General features: G+C 65.1%; 13 protein-coding genes. 2 read left to right on the forward strand and 11 right to left on the reverse strand.

Features of this window, described 5'->3' with window-relative positions:
* Position 1 precedes the first annotated feature (1 nt).
* From TL10_RS09830 to TL10_RS29520, 10 genes are all read right to left on the reverse strand, one after another.
* The gene (locus tag TL10_RS09830; RefSeq protein ID WP_043985509.1) at positions 2–586 is read right to left on the reverse strand and encodes an Rv1363c family protein; all 585 of its coding nucleotides are present in this window, start codon (positions 584–586) and stop codon (positions 2–4) included.
* Positions 556–2,025 carry an MCE family protein gene (locus TL10_RS09835; protein ID WP_043391785.1) on the reverse strand — a complete coding sequence of 490 codons (1,470 nt, stop codon included), beginning with the start codon at positions 2,023–2,025 and terminating at the stop codon, positions 556–558. The genes TL10_RS09830 and TL10_RS09835 overlap by 31 nt, the downstream gene beginning before the upstream one ends.
* A gap of 1 nt (position 2,026) precedes the next feature.
* On the reverse strand, positions 2,027–3,148 hold the full coding sequence (locus TL10_RS09840; protein ID WP_043985510.1) for a virulence factor Mce family protein: 1,122 nt from the start codon (positions 3,146–3,148) through the stop codon (positions 2,027–2,029).
* Positions 3,145–4,467: an MCE family protein gene (locus tag TL10_RS09845; RefSeq protein ID WP_043985511.1), complete on the reverse strand. Its 1,323-nt coding sequence runs from the start codon at positions 4,465–4,467 to the stop codon at positions 3,145–3,147. The genes TL10_RS09840 and TL10_RS09845 overlap by 4 nt, the downstream gene beginning before the upstream one ends.
* A gap of 2 nt (positions 4,468–4,469) precedes the next feature.
* The gene (locus tag TL10_RS09850) at positions 4,470–5,810 is read right to left on the reverse strand and encodes an MCE family protein (protein ID WP_043985573.1); all 1,341 of its coding nucleotides are present in this window, start codon (positions 5,808–5,810) and stop codon (positions 4,470–4,472) included.
* Between the two features lie 17 nt (positions 5,811–5,827).
* Positions 5,828–6,856, reverse strand: coding sequence for an MCE family protein (locus tag TL10_RS09855; protein WP_043391770.1), 1,029 nt, complete (start codon positions 6,854–6,856; stop codon positions 5,828–5,830).
* The gene (locus tag TL10_RS09860; protein ID WP_043985512.1) at positions 6,853–8,163 is read right to left on the reverse strand and encodes an MCE family protein; all 1,311 of its coding nucleotides are present in this window, start codon (positions 8,161–8,163) and stop codon (positions 6,853–6,855) included. The genes TL10_RS09855 and TL10_RS09860 overlap by 4 nt, the downstream gene beginning before the upstream one ends.
* Before the next feature lie 5 nt (positions 8,164–8,168).
* The gene (locus tag TL10_RS09865) at positions 8,169–9,023 is read right to left on the reverse strand and encodes an ABC transporter permease (protein WP_043985513.1); all 855 of its coding nucleotides are present in this window, start codon (positions 9,021–9,023) and stop codon (positions 8,169–8,171) included.
* Complete coding sequence (locus tag TL10_RS09870) at positions 9,020–9,706, reverse strand: MlaE family ABC transporter permease (RefSeq protein ID WP_234884465.1); 687 nt, start codon at positions 9,704–9,706, stop codon at positions 9,020–9,022. The genes TL10_RS09865 and TL10_RS09870 overlap by 4 nt, the downstream gene beginning before the upstream one ends.
* Before the next feature lie 301 nt (positions 9,707–10,007).
* Positions 10,008–11,954, reverse strand: coding sequence for a hypothetical protein (locus TL10_RS29520; RefSeq protein WP_131630713.1), 1,947 nt, complete (start codon positions 11,952–11,954; stop codon positions 10,008–10,010).
* Between the two features lie 410 nt (positions 11,955–12,364).
* Here TL10_RS29520 and TL10_RS31235 point away from each other — a divergent pair, with 410 nt between their 5' ends.
* On the forward strand, positions 12,365–14,395 hold the full coding sequence (locus TL10_RS31235; RefSeq protein WP_052506366.1) for a PecA family PE domain-processing aspartic protease: 2,031 nt from the start codon (positions 12,365–12,367) through the stop codon (positions 14,393–14,395).
* Positions 14,396–14,637: 242 nt separating this feature from the next.
* Positions 14,638–15,861 carry a DUF445 domain-containing protein gene (locus TL10_RS09890; protein ID WP_052506371.1) on the forward strand — a complete coding sequence of 408 codons (1,224 nt, stop codon included), beginning with the start codon at positions 14,638–14,640 and terminating at the stop codon, positions 15,859–15,861.
* 64 nt (positions 15,862–15,925) lie between these two features.
* On the opposite strand, the gene TL10_RS09895 is transcribed toward TL10_RS09890, so the two are convergent.
* Complete coding sequence (locus TL10_RS09895) at positions 15,926–17,017, reverse strand: cellulase family glycosylhydrolase (protein ID WP_423136063.1); 1,092 nt, start codon at positions 17,015–17,017, stop codon at positions 15,926–15,928.
* Positions 17,018–17,042 lie beyond the last annotated feature (25 nt).

A 17,042-nucleotide genomic window follows, 5' to 3' on the forward strand; every position in this document is an offset into this window, starting at 1 on the left:
CTCACGACACGAACTGGACGTTGGAGATCCGCGCGCCGGCAGCGTCTTTCGCGACGCTGATCCGCATGCGCCAGTTTCGCGGTGGTCCGGCCGGCGCCTCGGCCAACGACGTCCGCACCGATACCGCGAGAAGCACCTGTGCGCCATCACCGGTCACCGATTCCAGGCCGGCCTCGGTGACAGTGCCCTCGGATTTCGATCGGGCCTGTTTCACCACGGCGACGAACGGCTCCGAACGACGCTGAAAGTCCTCCCGGAACGCACCGGTGGATGCATCGAGAATTCGCCGGATGTCGGTGTCCGCCTCGGTGTAGCTGATCGTGGTCAGGTTCAGCGCTGCCTGGCGCGCGGTCTGCACGTACAAGTTCTTCAGCGCTTGCCCCTCCTGCGCCTGGTGAGCGCGCAAACCCAGCCAGCCCACGAGGGCGCCGACGGCGACCACCAGCGTCAGCCCGACCGCAACCACGGGTGAGATGCGCGGCAACCGTTGCCGCAAGGACGGTTTGGCCGCTACGCCCGTCTCGTCGACTGTGTCACTGAGATCGGCAATTGCGTCTAGTTGTTCGGCGTCAGCATGCTCTGCCATGTCTTGCCTTTCGTGGTGGCGGCCAGGTCTGAGTCGGTATACGGCTTACCGTCCGGACCCACGTACCCGCCGGTCGCGGGGTCATAGGGCACGAAGGCCACCGGTGGTGCCGGTCCGGGCGGAGCGCCGGGGTTCTGCCGTGGATCGGTGCCCGGTGCGTACTGCGGAACCCCCTGCCCCGTCAGGGTGGCGTTGGGGTCGCCCTTCCAGACGTAACCGTCGTTGAGGGGCACATACGGCTCGTTGCTCTCGCAGAGTTCAACCGTCGGTGACCGCTTGGCGGGGTTGTTCTCGCACGGAATGTTCCGCACGCCGCGAACATTCAGATCGGAATCCTGCGGCACCCGGCAGTACAGCTCACCGGCCGGCCGCTCGGGATAGTCCACCTCGCTGGGTATCCGCTGCTGTTTGATCGGCAGGAACCCGGTGTTGCACGGTGGCGGCAGGTTCATGTTCAGTTTGAAGTCCAGATAGATGCCGCGGTAGGGCGTCTTGAGGTCCGAGTCGGCGACGGCGATCGCCGACATCAGCGCGGTGCCCTGCGGGAACAACACCAGCAGTTGCTCGATGTCGTGCCGATAGGTGATCGCGATGTCACCCAGGCTCACCATGTTGGCCAGCAACAGCGGTAGCGCGGGGGCGAACCTGTCGAACAGGGCCCGGCCCTCGTCCAGGGTCGGCTGCCCCAGCTTCAGCAGTTCGGCGAATGCGACGTTCTGAGCTTTGAACTGGCCCGTGATCGAGGCCAGCCGCTGCGCCCAGGTCGCGATCGAATCCGCGGTCTGCACTTGGGAGTTCAGCACCGCGGGGCTTTGGTCGATCAGCTGCGTGATCGGGCCGACGTTCTTGCCGGCCTCGATGGCCAGCGCCGTCGAGCCGTTGACGACGCGCGACAACTCGGGGCCGAGCCCACTGACCGCCTTGTCGGCTTCGTCGACGACGGTGCGCAGGTTGTCCTGCGGGATGGCTTCCAACGCCCGGTTGGTGGCGTCGAGCAGGTTGCCGATATCGGGCGGAATTCGTACCTTCGCGACCGGGATGGTCGCGCCGCTACGCAGTTCCGATCCACTGCCGGATTGGCCTGCAGCAGGGATCAATTCGACGAACTGCTCGCCGACGGCCGAGCGGCTGTGGACCGCGGCCGACACGTCCGCAGGCACCTTGATCGACGAGTCGAGGTTCAGCTCGGCGCGGACGCCACCCGCGGTGACATCGACCGCGCTGACCCGGCCGATCTCGGTGCCGCGGTATGTGACCACCGATGTCGGATACAGGCCACCCGATTCGGGCAGTTCGACGGTCACGGTATAGCGGCCGTACCCGAGCAACGTCGGCACGTGCACGAACCCGAATGCCATGACGCTGCAAGCAATTACGGTGACGGCACCGAGGATTGCCAGCTGGGTCCAGACGGTGCGGGACAAGCGCAGACGCAACATGTCAGTACCCCCCGAAGTGGTAGGGAGCGATCAGTGGGTTGCCCGCGGTGTACGGGCTGGGCATCTGACCGATGGTGCGGCCCCACTGCATCTCCAGTTCGGTGAGGTTGCCTTCCCACCGGGTTCCGGTGAACAGGCTGCTGTCGAGCCTGCTCAGAGTCAGGTCGATGACCATCGTGATGTTGGCGAAGTCGCCCCGGAACCAGTTGCCCAGATTGCTCTTCACCCACGGGTACGTCGACAGGAAGTCCAGTCCCTTGGTCAGCGCGGGCCCTGAATCGGCCAACGACCGCAGCACGGGCACCATGCTCCGCAGATTCGCGACCAGGCTCTCCTTGGTCTGCGTCACCGTCGACGAGGCAACGGCGCCGAACCGCCCGACGGCGTCGATCGCGTTGGCCAGGTTCGCGCGCTGCTCGGCCAGCACAGCCAATGCCTGCGGGATGGTGGTGAGCGCCTTGTCGACGGTGTGCCGGTTCGCCGCGACCTGGCCGACCAGGGAGTTCAGATTCTCTGTGGCAGAGATGATGTCGTCGGTCTGGGCGTTGAGCCGGGCGATGAACGTGTCGAGCTGGGTCAGCAGGCTGCGCATGTCGTTCTCGCGCCCGGCCAACGCTTTCGCGAAGGTCTGGTTGATCTCCTGGAGTTGAGCCAACCCGCCACCGTTGAGCAGGATCGACGCCGATGCGAGAGCTTGCTCTGTGGTGGGATACGTTGCGGCCCTGGACAACGGGATCACCGCGCCGCCCGTGAGCTGTCCCTGCGGCGGCTCGTTGGTGGGCGGGCTGAGCTCGATGTGCATCGAACCGAGCAGGCTGGTCTGCCCGACCTTGGCGGTGCTGTTGGCGGGCAGGTGGACATCTCCGTCGATCCGCATGGTGACCAGCGCGTGCCAGTCCTGCACCTCGATCTTGGTGACGTTGCCGACGTTGACGTCGCCGACCCGCACCCGGGTGTTCTGCTGGATCACCACGACGTCGGGCAACTGCGCTTGGATCACATACGAGCCCGGTCCGTCGCCGACGGTGCCGGGCAGCGTCAGCGAATTCAGGCCACGCCATTGGCATCCCGGTAGCACCAGCACGCTGACGAGGATGAGCGTCACGGTCACGAGTCGTTTCATGGCTGTGTCCCTTGCGGCGGCGCCATGAGGCCGGCCAGTCCCTGGCTCGGGTCGGTCGGCGCGGCCGCGGGCGCCTCTGCCGGCAGCGGACCCGGCGTCGGGGCCTCTTGCGGCGGAGCCCCGCCCGGCCGCAGCCGCGGCTCGCTGTAGGTGACCTCGTTGGGCCGGGCAGTTGCACCGACGAACGGGTTCCCGCCGATCGGCAGGAAGTTGTACTGCCGGTTCTTGATGATCGGCGCCAGATACTGCACGCACAGCTTGGCGGACTGGGCGAAGTTCTCCCGCGCCGCGGACTGGATTGCGCCGCAGAGGAATTGCACGGTATCGGCGAAGTTGACCGGCGCCAGGATGCCGGTGATGGCGCTCTGCGCGGGGTCGTAGATGTTGGTGAAGTTCTGGAACACCGTCGGCGTGATGTGCAGGACCTGTTTGAGGTCCGTGCGGCTGTCGTTGAGTGCCGTGGTGATCGCATTGAGGTGGTCGAAGGTGGTCCCGAGCCCCTCCCGGTTCTCCGCGATGAACCCGCGCAGATCCTTGACCGCGGCGTTCAGATCGCGTGTCGCGTCGGCGATGTTGTTCGGCGTACTCGACAACGCGGTGGTGATGGCGGCCATGTTGGTGTTGAAGTCCGCGAGCAGGTCGCTGCTCGACGACAGTGCGGACACCAGCATCTGCAGATTGCGGACGGTACTGAAGATGTCGGTGCTGTGGTCGCCGAGCGCCGACATCGCGCGAGACAGCTTGATCACGGTGTCGCGTGCGGTGTCTCCCTGGCCACGCAGGTTGTCCGCGGCGCTGTTGATGAATTCGCCTACCGCACTGGGACCGCCGGGGCTGGCCGGTTGCAGCGAGTCCGTCAGCTTCTCGAGTTGCTGGCGGAAGTCGTCCCACTCCACTGGCACCACGGTGCGATCCAATGCGATGGTGGACCCCGCGGCGAGCTTCGGGCCGCTGGTGTAGGCGGGCACCAACTGGATCGCCCGCGCGCTGACCAGTGACGGCGACAAGATTGCGGCGCGGACGTCGGCGGGCAGTGCGTATTGCGAGTCCACCGAGAAAGTGACCTTGGCGGCACGCGGCTGCGGTTCGATTTTTTCGACTGTGCCGACGGTGACGCCCAGAATCCGGATGTCGTCGCCGGTGTACAGGCCGTTGGTGTTCGCGAAGTACGCGACGTAGGTGCTCGTCGTGGCGGTGACCCACCAGGATCGGGCCAGTCCGGTGACCGCGACGGTCAGCGTCACAGCAAGACTCACCGCGATGGCAATCCGCCAAATCCCGCGTCCGCGAGAATCTTTCGTACCGAGGTCGACAGCCATCGTCACCGCCCTCCCACCGGGGAAACCGGATCCGAAACCACGCCCGGTGAACCGCTGGGCGAGTGGTTCGGCGGCGGCAGCGGGGTGGGCGGCGGGACGGTCGGTGCGGGCACCTCACCGGGAGCCGGGGCCAGCGCCGGCGGTCCGGGCGGCGGACAACCCGGCGCGGGTGCGGGCAGCGGCTCGCGATACGGGTAGCGCGGATCTCCCGGATTGCCGGTGATCGCGTCGGGCAGAAACAGATTCGGCGGTCCCCCTTGACCGGTACGTGGGTAGGGCGTCGGCAGGGGCGGGATACCGGGCTGGCCGGCACCGGGCTCGGTCAGCTGCGACGGCAGCAGTACATTCGGGTCCAGACCCAGATCGGAGAACGCCGCGTCGACGAACGGCTGATCGAATTGTCCCGGGAACAGGTTGACCAGTGACGCTTTGAAGAACGGTCCCGCACCCAGCACTTCGCCGAACGACATCGCGTACCGGCGCAGCAGGTACAGCGTGCGTTGCAGTTCCTTCTTGCGGTTGTCGAGGATGCCCAGTACGCCGTTGAGCTTGTCGACGGCGGGTTTGAGTTGCGTCCGATTGTCTTTGACCAGACCGGACAGCTGCTGGGTGGCCGCGCTGACATTGACCATCAGCGTCTCGACCGAGTTGCGTTGCGACAGAATCTCGCCCAGCAGCGCGTCCGTGTTCACCACCAGTCGTGCGATCTGGTCGCTGCGCTTCGCCAGCACTCCGGTGACCTTGTTGGCGTCAGCGAGCAGCTGGCGCAGCTTCGCATCGCGGGTGCCGAGGGTATCGGAGAAGCGCGCCACGCCCTCCAACGCCAGCTTGAGATCGGGCGGGGTGTTCTGGAAGGTCTGCGCCAGCGTCTTGAGCGCCGACGACAGCTGGGTGGTGTCCAGGCCACTGATCGTGGTGGTCAGGTCACCCAGCGCTGCGGGCAGATCGTACGGCGACGTGGTGCGTTCAATCGGGATGGGACCGGCCAGGTTTCGGTCGCCGCGCGGTGTCAGCTCCAGCACCTTGGTACCGAGCACCGTTTCGGTCTTGATCGCGGCCTCGGTGCGGTCGCCGAGTTCGACGCCGTCACGCACCGTGAAATCGACCAGAACCTTGGCACCCTCCAGATGGATTCCCGAGACGCGCCCGACCCCGAGGCCCGACACCCGCACGTCGCTGCCTGTCTTGATGCCGCCGGCATCGGCGAAGTACGCCTGATAGTCGGACGTCCCCTTGATGAAGGGGATCTTGTCGTAGCTGAATGCGGCGGCGACGATGGCGATGATCAGTACGATGCCGGTCGCACCGACCGCCAACCGGTTGCGTTCGGCTAGTGGCTTGATGTTGAACCTTTTTCGCGTCATTTCGGTGTGCACCGTCCGGAATCCTGGCCGGCGACCTTGACGTACACGGGTTGTCCGCCTTTGCCGTTGAGCTTGAGCAGCGCGTCGCAGAGGTAGAAGCCGAAGTAGTCGCCGTACAGCCCGTTGCGCGAGAGGATCTGGTATGCGTCGGGCAGCGTTCTCACCAGGTCGTCGACGTAGTCGTGGTCCGCCATGATCTGCCCCGACACCCGATCCGTCTGTTGCACAGTCTGTTTGATGGGTTCACGAGCCGCGGTCAGCAGATCTGCCACTGATTTCGTCGCCGCGTTGATGTTGGCGACCCCGGTGGCGATGTCGGACTTGCGTTCGGCCAGGCCCTGAACGAGCTGTGAGAGCTTGTCCAAGCCGTCGGCGAACTGAGTGTCGCGGGCGGCGAAGGTGCCCACCACGGTGTTGAGGTTGGTGATGACCTCACCGATGAGCTGATCCCGACCGGCCAATGTCGTTGTCAGAGCCGAGGTCTGGGCCAGCACCGACGAGATGGTGCCGCCCTGACCCTGGAACACCCGAAGCAGTTCGCCGCTCAGTGCGTTGACCTGGTCCGGATCGAGCGCCCGGAACAGTGGCCGGAAGCCTCCGATGAGCGCGTCGACATCCAAGGCTGGCGCGGTCCGGGACAACGGGATCGTCTGGCCCGGAAGGAGTTTCCGCACCGACCCGGGCCCTTCGTCGAGCGACAGGTAGCGGTCGCCGATCAGGTTCTCGTAGCGGATCGTCGCCGTGGTGCCCTCGGTCAGTGTCAGCTGCCGGTCGACGGCGAAGTCGATGGTGACGGTGCCGTCCTTGTGCAGGGCGAGGCTCTTGACCTTCCCTACCTCGACGCCGGCGATGCGAACGAAGTTGCCGCCCTTCAGACCCGAGACGTTGGTGAACACCGCCTGGTAGCTGGCGCGCGAATCGAATCGGAACTGCCCGAAGACCGTCAGCAGGCCGAACATGAAGAGCAGGCTGACCAGGGTGAAGATCACGACGCGGGTGACGGTCCCGCGGAGGCGGCTTCTCACGGTGACCCCGAATCGGGTTGGGGTTCACCCATCGTGGCCCCTGGCAGCCCTGGCGCCGGGCCACCGGGGTACCGGATTCGCGGCGGTTCCGGTTGTGGTTTGGTCACCGGGAAGTAGTTGGCGAAGCCAGGGAATCCGATGCCCGGGTTGGGCCGCATGTCCAATCCGTCACCGAAACCGGTGTCGGTCACCAGATACTTGACCGGGAAGTTCTTGCTGACGTCGGGCAGCGAACCGCAGCTCGGTTTGCCGCCCGGTCCGCCGCTGGCATTGACGACGGGCAGGTTGTCGGGGAAACGGTAGGGATCGGCACCGGCCAGCAGCGCGGCATCCATGATCACCGATTTCCCGTTGCCGCCCATGGCATACCGACCACCGTGGTCCAGGAACCACTGGGCGCCCTGGAACAAGCAGGTGTAGGTCGGTGAGTACTTGTCGAGCAGCGCGGTGGTCGGCCTCAGCAGATTCGTCGCCAGCACCAGGTTGGTCTGGTTCGCGCCGATGGTGTCGATGCCCGAGCGGGAGAATCCGACGGCGGACAACAGGAGTCCGTCGAGTTCTTTCGACTGCCCGGCGATGGTGGTGGCGGTCGTCGAGAACGAGTCCAGGGTGGACACGATGTCCTGCGCCGCAGTCGAATACGCCTGCGCGGTCTGGCCGAACAACTGCCAGTCCCTGCGCACCGTGTCCATCCGCGGATTCACCGCCAGCAGTACCTGGTTCGCGTCGGTGATGGCTTGTCCGATGACATCGCCTTTGCCTCGCAATGATTCGGCCACCGCCGAGAGCACCGAGTTGAGCTTCGTCGGGTCGATCACCTGGACCACCGACTGCAGGTTCTCGAACACCGTGTTGACCTCGACGGTCACATTCCGCGACTGCAGCACCGCACCTGACCGAAGGTGGCCTCCGCTGGGACCGGTCGGGGGCACGTTGAGTTCGACATACTTGGCGCCGAACGCGGTGCTGGACCTGATCTGCGCTTCGACGTTGCTGGGCAGCTGCGCGAAGGGACCGGGGTCCATCCGCAGTTTCAGGGTCGAAAGTACGTGTCCCGCAGTGTCGGTGCGGCTGCCGATCGATTCCACTTCGCCGATCTGCACGCCCCGCAGTTTCACCTTCGCGCCGTCTTCCATCACCAAACCGGCCCGATCCGAAACCAGGGTCAACGGCACGAATCCCCGCAGCGAGCCGGAGAACAGCAGCCAGGTCATCGCGGTCATCACCACGACCACGATCACCAGCACCGGCGCCCACCAGATCGGGTCGATCTGTTCACGCCGAGTTTCGTTAGCGCCCTTCGCCATTCCGTTCAGCCCGCCAGGTGGAAGTTGCCGGACTGCCCGTAGACGGACAGCGTGATGGTCAGCAGGATGAAGACGCCCGCGGTGATCGAGGTCCGTACCGCGCGGCCGACGGCCTCGCCGACACCGGCCGGCCCACCGGTGGCGGTGAAGCCGTAGTAGGTGTGCACCGCCATCACCGCGGCGGCCATGGCCAGCGCCTCGAAGAACGACCATGCCAGGTCGTTCGGGTGCAGGAACGTCGTGAAGTAGTGGTCGTAGACGCCGCGCGACTGGCCGTAGATGATCGTGGTCCCGAAGCGCGTGGCCAGGAACGACATCAGCACCGCGACGGTGTAGATCGGGACGACCGCCACCACACCGGCCACGATCCGGGTCGCGGCCAGGTAGGTGACGACCCGGATGCCCATCACTTCCAGGGCGTCGATCTCCTCGTTGATGCGCATGGCGCCCAGTTGTGCCGTCGCGCCGGCGCCGATCGTGGCGGCGAGTGCCACCCCGGCGGTGGCCGGCGCGATGAAGCGGACGTTGAGGAAGGCGCCCAAAAAGCCGGTGAGGGCTTCGATACCGACGTTGGACAGGGTGTTGTAGCCCTGGACGGCGATCAACGCGCCGGTGGACAAGGTGAGGAACCCGACGATGACCACGGTGCCGCCGATGACCGCGAGTGCCCCGGTGCCCATACCCATCACGGCGATCAGCCGCAGCACCTCGCCCGGATACCGCCGGACGGCGTCTGCGGTGGCGGCCAGGGCGCTGCCGTAGAAGGCCGTCTGCTCCCCCAGCCGACGGGTCGCCGCGATCGCCTGGTCCGCCAGTTCGCTGAGCTGAGATGGGCGGTTGGCATCCACATCGATTGTCATGGCGCGACTTTCACGCCGAAGGCGGTTGCCAGGATGTTGATCAGGAACAGCGCCATGAAGGAGAAGACGACGGTCTCGTTGACCGCGTTGCCCACCGCGGTCGGGCCGCCACCGACCGAAAGCCCCTTGTAACAGGCGATCAATCCGGCCGACAGACCGAACAGCAACGCCTTGACCAGGGAGACGATCACCTGGGGCAGGCCGGTCAGCAAGGTCATCCCCGCGATGAACGCGCCGGGGGTCACATGCTGGATATAAACGACGAAGAAGTAGCTGCCGGCCAGGCCGACCACGGCGACCATCGAATAGAGCATCGCCGCGACGAACGTCGCGGCCAGGACGCGCGGCACGACCAATGCCGGAATCGGGTTGACACCAATGACTTTCATGGCGTCGATCTCTTCGCGGATGGTACGCGCGCCGAGGTCGGCACACATCGCGGTCGAACCGGCACCGGCCACGACGATCGCGGTGACCACCGGCCCCACCTGCGTCACCGAGGCCAGCGCAGCGCCGGCACCGGACAGGTCGCCGGCACCGACCTCGATCAGCACGATGTTGAGCGTGAAGACGATCAGCACGGTGTACGGAATCGACAGCACGACAGTCGGGACGACGGAGACCCTGGCGACGAACCAGATCTGCTCGATCAGCTCACGCCAGGCATATGGCGGACGCAGCATCGCGGCGAACGTCTCGCCGGTCAGGACGATGAAATCGCCGACCGCCACAGCGGGACGCGCCCAGGCCGCGGAGGCGCGCGGAGACGACTGAAGCGTTTGCGCCACAAGCTGCCTCCCAGTGCCAATTTTCGTCGAGCTTGGCCCGGACGTTAGGAAGGCACCAGTTTGCTGTCAATGCAAAAGAAGTCGCATGAGACGTCGTCAATTACCGAAGATGCAGGTCGACGGGGCGCAATTGCTTCGGTTCACCCGGATTGAATCGCGCTGAGCCAAAACCTACTGTGCGTGGCCCAGTCGTAGCTCAGTTCTGGCCGGCTTTGGCGCCCTGCGCAGTTTCGTCCGTGGCCGCCGCGGTCTTCGCCGGCTTTGGCTTGGACTTCGGCTTCGACGACGACTTCGGGGTCTTGCCCTTCGGGCTGTCGCCGGACGCCGCGCTGTTCGCCGCCTTGTCGTTGCCGCCGGCGTGCTGGCCGGGCTTCGCGCCCTTGGCGCCCTTCGGCGCGTCAGACGTCGGATCCTTCGAATCCTTTTGATCCGCAGACTTTTTGCCATCGGACTCCGGCTTCACCGCGTCCTTGGCATCAGGCGTCTTCGCCTCAGGTTCCCCGCTCGCCGGGTTCTTCGCACCCGCGGGCTTCACCTCGGGCTCGGTCGCCGGTTCCTTCGTCGGCTCCGTGGCAGGTTCCGCGGCCGGTGCCTTGGCAGGTTCCGCGGTCGGTGACTTCACCGCGTCCTGACTGCCGGCGTCCTTCGCCACGGCTCCCTTGCCCGGCGCAACCTTGAGGTCGGCCTGGGCGGCCGCGGACTTGGTGGCAGCAGTTGCCTTCGGCGAATCCAACTCCGCCGCAACCTCTTTCATCGCGGCCACTGCCTTCAACGCCGCCGTCGGGTTCACTGCGGCGACCGATGCCGGCGGACGAATGATGTCGCCGATCTTCTTGATCACGTTCGAGATACCGGCGACCACGGCCTTCGTCACGTCGACCGCTGTGTTGGCAACCCATTTCACGCCTTGAACGACGGCGTTGGTGACCCATTTGACCGTGTTGACCACCGCTTGCGTCACCGCCTTGGTGACGTCGACAAACGCGTTCCAGGCGGCATCGACGACTTTCACCACTGCTTTTCCGATGTTGACAGCCACGTCCACAACCGCCCCGATCGCCAGCCGCACTCCGGCCAACACCCGGGCCAAGATGCCCTCGACACCTCCGACGCCATTGAGCCGCAAGATCTCTTGTGCGATGACGAAGGCGGCTTGTTTGGGGATCCAGTCCGCATAGAAGACGCCGAACTTGCCGCTGCCGGGCTGGTCGTCACGGGTGGTGTAGATGAAGAGCGGCCCGCCGAAGGACATCGTCTGCCAGGTCTCGATGAGGTTCTTGATGAAGTCGGCTTGCGTCTGTTCGCTGACGTGATCGGTCGGCACGCCGTACTCGGTGATCCAGATCTTCAAAGCCCCGTCGCCGTTCGCCGCCATGAGGTCGTAGATCTTCTGAATCTGGGTGAGCGGCGAGAGTGGCACACCCTCACCGTCGGAGAATTTCAACGTCTCCTGGTACGGATGGAACGCGAGGGCGTCGAAGAAGCCTTTGGCGCCGGCGGCGTACATCGCGTTCACGTAATCCACCGGGTTCATGGTGATTCCGTTCACGGTGAAGACGCTGCCGAGCCCGGCTGCGATGACCGTCGCCGTGGGGTCGGCCGCTTTGATGGCCGGGTAGGCAGCCTGCAGCAGTTGGGCATAGCTGGCCGGCGAGATCGGGTCGTAGAAGCAGACGCAGTTGACCTCGTTCCACACCTCGTACGCCGAGATGGTCTTGCCGTAGCGGGTGGCGACCTGAGTCATGAAATTCGCGTAGGCGACCGGGTCAGGCGTCTTCGCCCCAGGGAAGTTCCCTGCCGTCCCGGCCCACACCGGCGTGCTGTTGACCATCGCGAGGACACCCATGTTGCGAGCCTTCGCCGCATTCATGATGTCGTCGATCGGCGCCCAGTTGTACTGATTCGGCAGCGGCTGTGTGTACACCCAGGGGATGTAGACCCGGACGTTCTCCACTCCCATGGCTTGCAGCATGTCCAAAGTCGTGTCGATGTCTTGCCGCGACATCCCATACAGGCTGGAGTCAGCCATCCCGATGGTCGACGGCGCCGAAACAATCTCCGCTGTCGGCGTCACCGCGGTATGCGAGACGGGCTGCACGGGCTGCAGTGCATACGCGCCGAACACCGCCAGCGGAATCAACACGGTCAACATCCGGTGCGCTAAGCCGCGCCCGAGTCTGCCGATCCGTCCAGCCACTGAAACCCCCTCGAAAGTGCCATCGGTGCGACACGAAAGTCACCGCTCAAGGCAAATTTACGTCGAGGGATGGTAACCCGTGGGCGATTTGCCGGAGTCCTCTCATCCAGCGCACAGCTACAGAGCGAGTCGGCACTACCTACCGGCGGCGGATCCCCGTTGTCCGCCGCCTTACAATATTGACGGCGTTAACAAAATTCTTTGCCAGAAGCGCTGCGGCAGTCGTTCACAACTGTTAATTTTCTGTAGTACTGCGGCACGACGCCGGTCTGCCACACTGCTATGCGGTAATGCCGCAGCAGCGGTTGATCTGCCGGGGTCAGAAGGCCGCGCGGCGTGACTCTGGAGGATCCGAAATGCCTGGTGCGCACCGTCGTTCGCAGCCGCGGAAGTTAGCCGTATCGACGTGGCTGGGCACGGGAGTCGCCGCTGTCGGCGTCAGCGCGGCACTGCTGGGGAGCGCGGCGGTCGCAAGCGCCACCCCGTCCACCGATTCGGACTCCTCGTCGTCCTCGTCAGCTCCGGCGCAGCCCAAGAAGCCACCTGCGCAGAAGAACACCAAGAACAAGAAGAAGGACGCCGCTGCCGCGGCCGACGCGACGTCCCCCAAGGCGGCGTCGGACACCAAGGCCGCCTCGGACACCGATGCTTCGGCTGACGCATCGGCGGATTCCGACAACGATGCGAAGCCGGCGCGCAATCGCCGCACGAAGGCCGAGAACAACGGCCGGTCGACGACCGCCCCCAATGCCGGGACCGTCGCGAAGCTCCCGTCGGCCGCCGCCCAGGCAGTAGCCAACACCCCGTCGACGAAGAATCCGCTGAAGACCGCGGCCGCGGTGAAGCCGACCACGGACACCGCGGCCAAGGACGCGCCGAGCTCGGTGACGCCGGCCGCCGCGTCGGCACCGGAAGCAACAGCACCCAGCACCCCGCACGTCACCGTCGCCGCAGCCGAAACGCCCTCGGCCACAATCACTTCCATTCCCAGCACCAAGGCGTTGAGCAGCGTCGCGGCACCGACCATCCCCGCGAACGTGTCCGGACTGCTCTCGGTGCTCGCCGCCGTCGGCCAGGCACTCGGCGCCGCCACCCTGGCCACCGAGGAGTCCTTGTCCGGGGCCGTGGTCGGCACGACCAAGACCGTGAGCAAGCTGCTGGGCATTACCCCCGCCCTGGCCGCCACCACGGAAAAGACTAGTGCCGCAGCGACTCTCACGCCGGCACCCACCGAGACGTGGCAGCCGGGCCAAACCGTAACCGCGGACGAGTACATCAACACCGCGCTGACGGAGATCGCGCAGGCGCGCACCCTCCTCGGCACCAGTTGGGTCAACGGGTACTCGCGGTACGAGTTGAGGATGGCGGCCACCTATCTCACGACGTACCAGGCGAACCAGCAGACCCTCATGGACGCCTACGCGGCAGATCCCACCAATACGACAGCCCTGAAGGCACTCAAGGACAACGAGGCGCTGGTCGGCAAGGCCGTGACCGCGCTGAAGACAGCGCGTTACTGGGCCGCGAATCGCGACATCAAGGCCGTCATCGTCGACGCCACCACCAACGCGCGCATCTACGCCTCGGTCCCGCTGTCCATGTACGCGGGCGTCGAGCCGATCGTCACCATCTCGGTGAACGGCGGGCCGAGCATCAAGGTGCTGGTGGACACCGGATCGTCCGGCCTGGTGGTCAACGCCAAGAACGTCGGCCAGACCGGCCTCGGCAACTCGGTGGGTACCGGCACCGGCGCCTACAGCGGCGGCCTGACCTACAACTACAACACCTACAACACCACGGTGAACTTCGGCAGCGGCATCGTCACGGCGCCCGTCTCGGTCGACGTCATCACCGACCCGACGCAGCAGGCCGCGTTCGCCAACTTCCTGAAGAACAACGGCGTCGTGGGTGTCCTGGGTGTCGGCACCAACGCGGTCGGCCCCGGCCCCGGGCTGGTCACCACCGGCCTGCCCGGCGCACTGAAGAACGGCATCTACATCGACGAGGCCGCCAAGACGCTGACGTTCGGCCCCAACCCGCTGCCGGCCCGCGTCACCACGTCGGGTTCACCGAACGTGATCGGTTCCGTCAGCATCAACAACGGGTCGAAGACGCCGATCAACCTGCTGATCGACTCCGGAGGCGTCACCGGCACCCTGCCGTCGACGATCATGGGCAGCACCGTGCCCGTCGGCACCGTCATCTCGGTCTACGACAGCAACGGCACGCTGCTGTACTCGTACAAGACCACGTCGTCGTACACACCGGTGGTGACCTCCGACGCCTACAACGCCGAGTTGATGAACACCGGCGCAATGCCGTTCCTGCACAACCGGATCTATATCGACTACTCCACCGCAAACGGGTCGACGGTCTTCGACCTCTAGGCCACGCCGCGAAATCGTCCGCTGTTTCGCCGCACTCAGCGGCGAACAGCGGACTGTTTCTGTGCGCAGTTTCCGCACGCAATACCGAATTATCAGGCGGTTCGAGCGGGGTTAACAAAATACGCGATCCCGCGCCCGAGGATCTGACGTGCCCGTTAGTCTTCTCGCACGTAGTCGCCGGTTAACGTAGTCCAGCTACTCGCTGGACGCGACTGATGGGAGACAGCCAGGTGGAGAATCTCATGGCGAACGCGTTCGCCTACCCCTGGTGGGTGTACGTCACCATCCCGCTGGGCGCGGCGTTCGTCGGCTGGATCACCAAGATCATGGCCCTGAAGATGATGTTCTATCCCGTCGAATTCAAGGGCATCCCGCCCTACCTCGGCTGGCAGGGCCAGATCCCCAAGCGCGCGCCGAAAATGGCTGCGGTAGCGGTGGATTCGCTGACCTCGGAGATTCTCAAACCCGAGGAGATGTTCGACAAGATCGATCCGAACGAGCTGATCAACGAACTCGCCGAACCACTGCGGCAGACGTCGGCGGAGATGGTCGACACCATCATGATGTCGTTCCAGCCGCAGGTCTGGCGCGCTACGCCCGACCAACTCAAGGACGTCGTAGTCAAGAACGTCGAGAAGCGCATCCCGACGGCCATGGCCGCGATGTTCGACAAGCTGCGCGGCCAGGTCGACCAGATCTTCGACATCAAGCACATGGTCGTCACCAACCTGGTGCGCGACAAGGTCACGCTCAACACGGTGTTCCAGGACATCGGCAAGCCGGCGTTCAAGTTCCTCATCATGTCCGGCCTGCTCTTCGGCTTCCTGATCGGTCTGGTCCAGGCCGTGGTGTTCGGCATCACCAACTGGCACTGGTCCCTGCCGCTGTTCGGCCTACTGACCGGTGGTCTCACCGACTACGTTGCGCTGCAAATGATCTTCCGCCCACTGGAGCGCAAGAACGTCTTCCTCGGCATCAAATGGCAGGGCGTCTTCCAGCGCGAGCGCGCGCAGGTCGTCGAGGGCTACGCGGCGCTCATGGCCCGCGAGATCTTCACGCCCCAGGCCATCATGGAAAGCATGCTGAACGGCCCGTCGTCGGACCGGTTCTTCGACATGATCTCCACCGAGATCAGCGCGACCATCGACACCCAGATGGGCTTCACCGGCAAGATCATCAAGTCCGTCGGCGGCCGCCAGTACGTGGACATGAAGAAGCAGATCACCGATTCGATCATCGACAAGCTGCCCGAAACGTCCACCTACATCGAGGGATACATGCGGGATCGCCTCGATCTGGAGAACGTCATGGTGACCAAGATGATGCTGCTGGATTCCCTGTCGTTCGAGAACCTGCTGCGGCCGGCGTTCAAGGATGACGAGTGGATCGTCGTCGTGCTCGGCGCCACCCTCGGTTTCCTGTTCGGTGAGCTACAGGCCCAGTTGATCCTGCTGCTGGCGCACTGACCGGTGATTTCGGCGTGATTCGTAACGTTCGCCGCTACGAATCACGCCGAAATCGCAAGAGGAACTAGGTCTGGCCGGGTGCCCCAGTCAGCTTGCGGACGGTGAGAACCTCACTGTCCCGGAACGCCCGCCCGTTGGGGTAGAGCAGGTCGCTGAACCAGGTCTTGGGCTCCGACGGGTACGGGTGGTCCCACGAATCCCAGGGGAAGTAGGTCTGGGTCTTGCCTGCCACGAGCCCCCAGCTGTACGCACCGACGTTGCGCTGCTTGGCAATTGGCAGAATTCCCTCAACGGTGCTGCCCTGATTGCGAGCCAGGTACTCGGTGCACAGGATGGGCCGGCCCATCGGGGCGAGCTCATCGATCCGGGCCGAGAAGTCGGCCGGCTTGGCGTAGCTGTGGAACGAGATGATGTCCGAGTTGTCCAGCTGGATCGACGAGATGGCGCTGCGCTGCGCGGGGTTGGCCCAACTGCCTTGCCACACACCACTTGTCAGCGGCTGCACGGGGTCGACGGCCCGCGCCCACGCGAACACCTGCGGCAGCAGGTCGGCGACGAGTTTCATCTTGTCGCTGCGCTCGACCTTGCGATAGACCGCGGCCGGGTTGTCGGGCTCGTTCCACAGATCCCAGCCGAGCACGCGGTTGTCGTTGCGGAACAGGTTCAGCACACCGGTGACGTAGTTCTGCAGTACGGCACGGTAATTCGGATCACCGATCCGGTCGGCGCCCGGGCTCTGCACCCATCCCGAGTTGTGGACGCCCGGTGTCGGGGCCCGCTGCACGCCGAGTTTGGGATGCGGGTCCCAGCACGAGTCGAAGAACACGAACAGCGGCTTGATGCCGTTGCTCGAAGCGATGCTGACGAATTGCGTCAACCGCTGCGAGAAGCCCTGCGGGTCCTGCGCCCACAGCAGATCGTGCAGGAAGACGCGGACGGTATTGAACCCGAACCAGCGGGCGGCACCCAGCTCGGCGTTGATCCGGCCCGGGTCATAGGTACCCGACTGGAACATCTCCAACTGATTGACCGCGGTGGAGGTGATGTAGTTCCCCCCGACCAGCCAGCCCTGCCCCTGGTACCAGCTGTTGGCCCGCTCGGGCGTCCAACGGGCCCCGGCCGCAGACGCCAGGGCCGGTCCGGAGAATCCGGCCATGGCAGAACCCGCTGCCAGCAGCAGC

The organism is Mycolicibacterium llatzerense, assembly GCF_000878195.1.
In the GTDB taxonomy this organism is placed as follows: Bacteria; Actinomycetota; Actinomycetes; order Mycobacteriales; family Mycobacteriaceae; genus Mycobacterium; species Mycobacterium llatzerense.

Coding starts and splice junctions, on each gene's coding strand:
- TL10_RS09860 (WP_043985512.1), bottom strand. CDS start 8,163: ATGGCGAAGGGCGCTAACGAAACTCGGCGTGAACAGATCGACCCGATC.
- TL10_RS09845 (WP_043985511.1), bottom strand. CDS start 4,467: ATGGCTGTCGACCTCGGTACGAAAGATTCTCGCGGACGCGGGATTTGG.
- TL10_RS09895 (WP_423136063.1), bottom strand. CDS start 17,017: ATGGCCGGATTCTCCGGACCGGCCCTGGCGTCTGCGGCCGGGGCCCGT.
- TL10_RS09890 (WP_052506371.1), top strand. CDS start 14,638: ATGGCGAACGCGTTCGCCTACCCCTGGTGGGTGTACGTCACCATCCCG.
- TL10_RS09835 (WP_043391785.1), bottom strand. CDS start 2,025: ATGTTGCGTCTGCGCTTGTCCCGCACCGTCTGGACCCAGCTGGCAATC.
- TL10_RS09830 (WP_043985509.1), bottom strand. CDS start 586: ATGGCAGAGCATGCTGACGCCGAACAACTAGACGCAATTGCCGATCTC.
- TL10_RS31235 (WP_052506366.1), top strand. CDS start 12,365: ATGCCTGGTGCGCACCGTCGTTCGCAGCCGCGGAAGTTAGCCGTATCG.
- TL10_RS09870 (WP_234884465.1), bottom strand. CDS start 9,706: ATGCTGCGTCCGCCATATGCCTGGCGTGAGCTGATCGAGCAGATCTGG.
- TL10_RS09840 (WP_043985510.1), bottom strand. CDS start 3,148: ATGAAACGACTCGTGACCGTGACGCTCATCCTCGTCAGCGTGCTGGTG.
- TL10_RS09865 (WP_043985513.1), bottom strand. CDS start 9,023: ATGACAATCGATGTGGATGCCAACCGCCCATCTCAGCTCAGCGAACTG.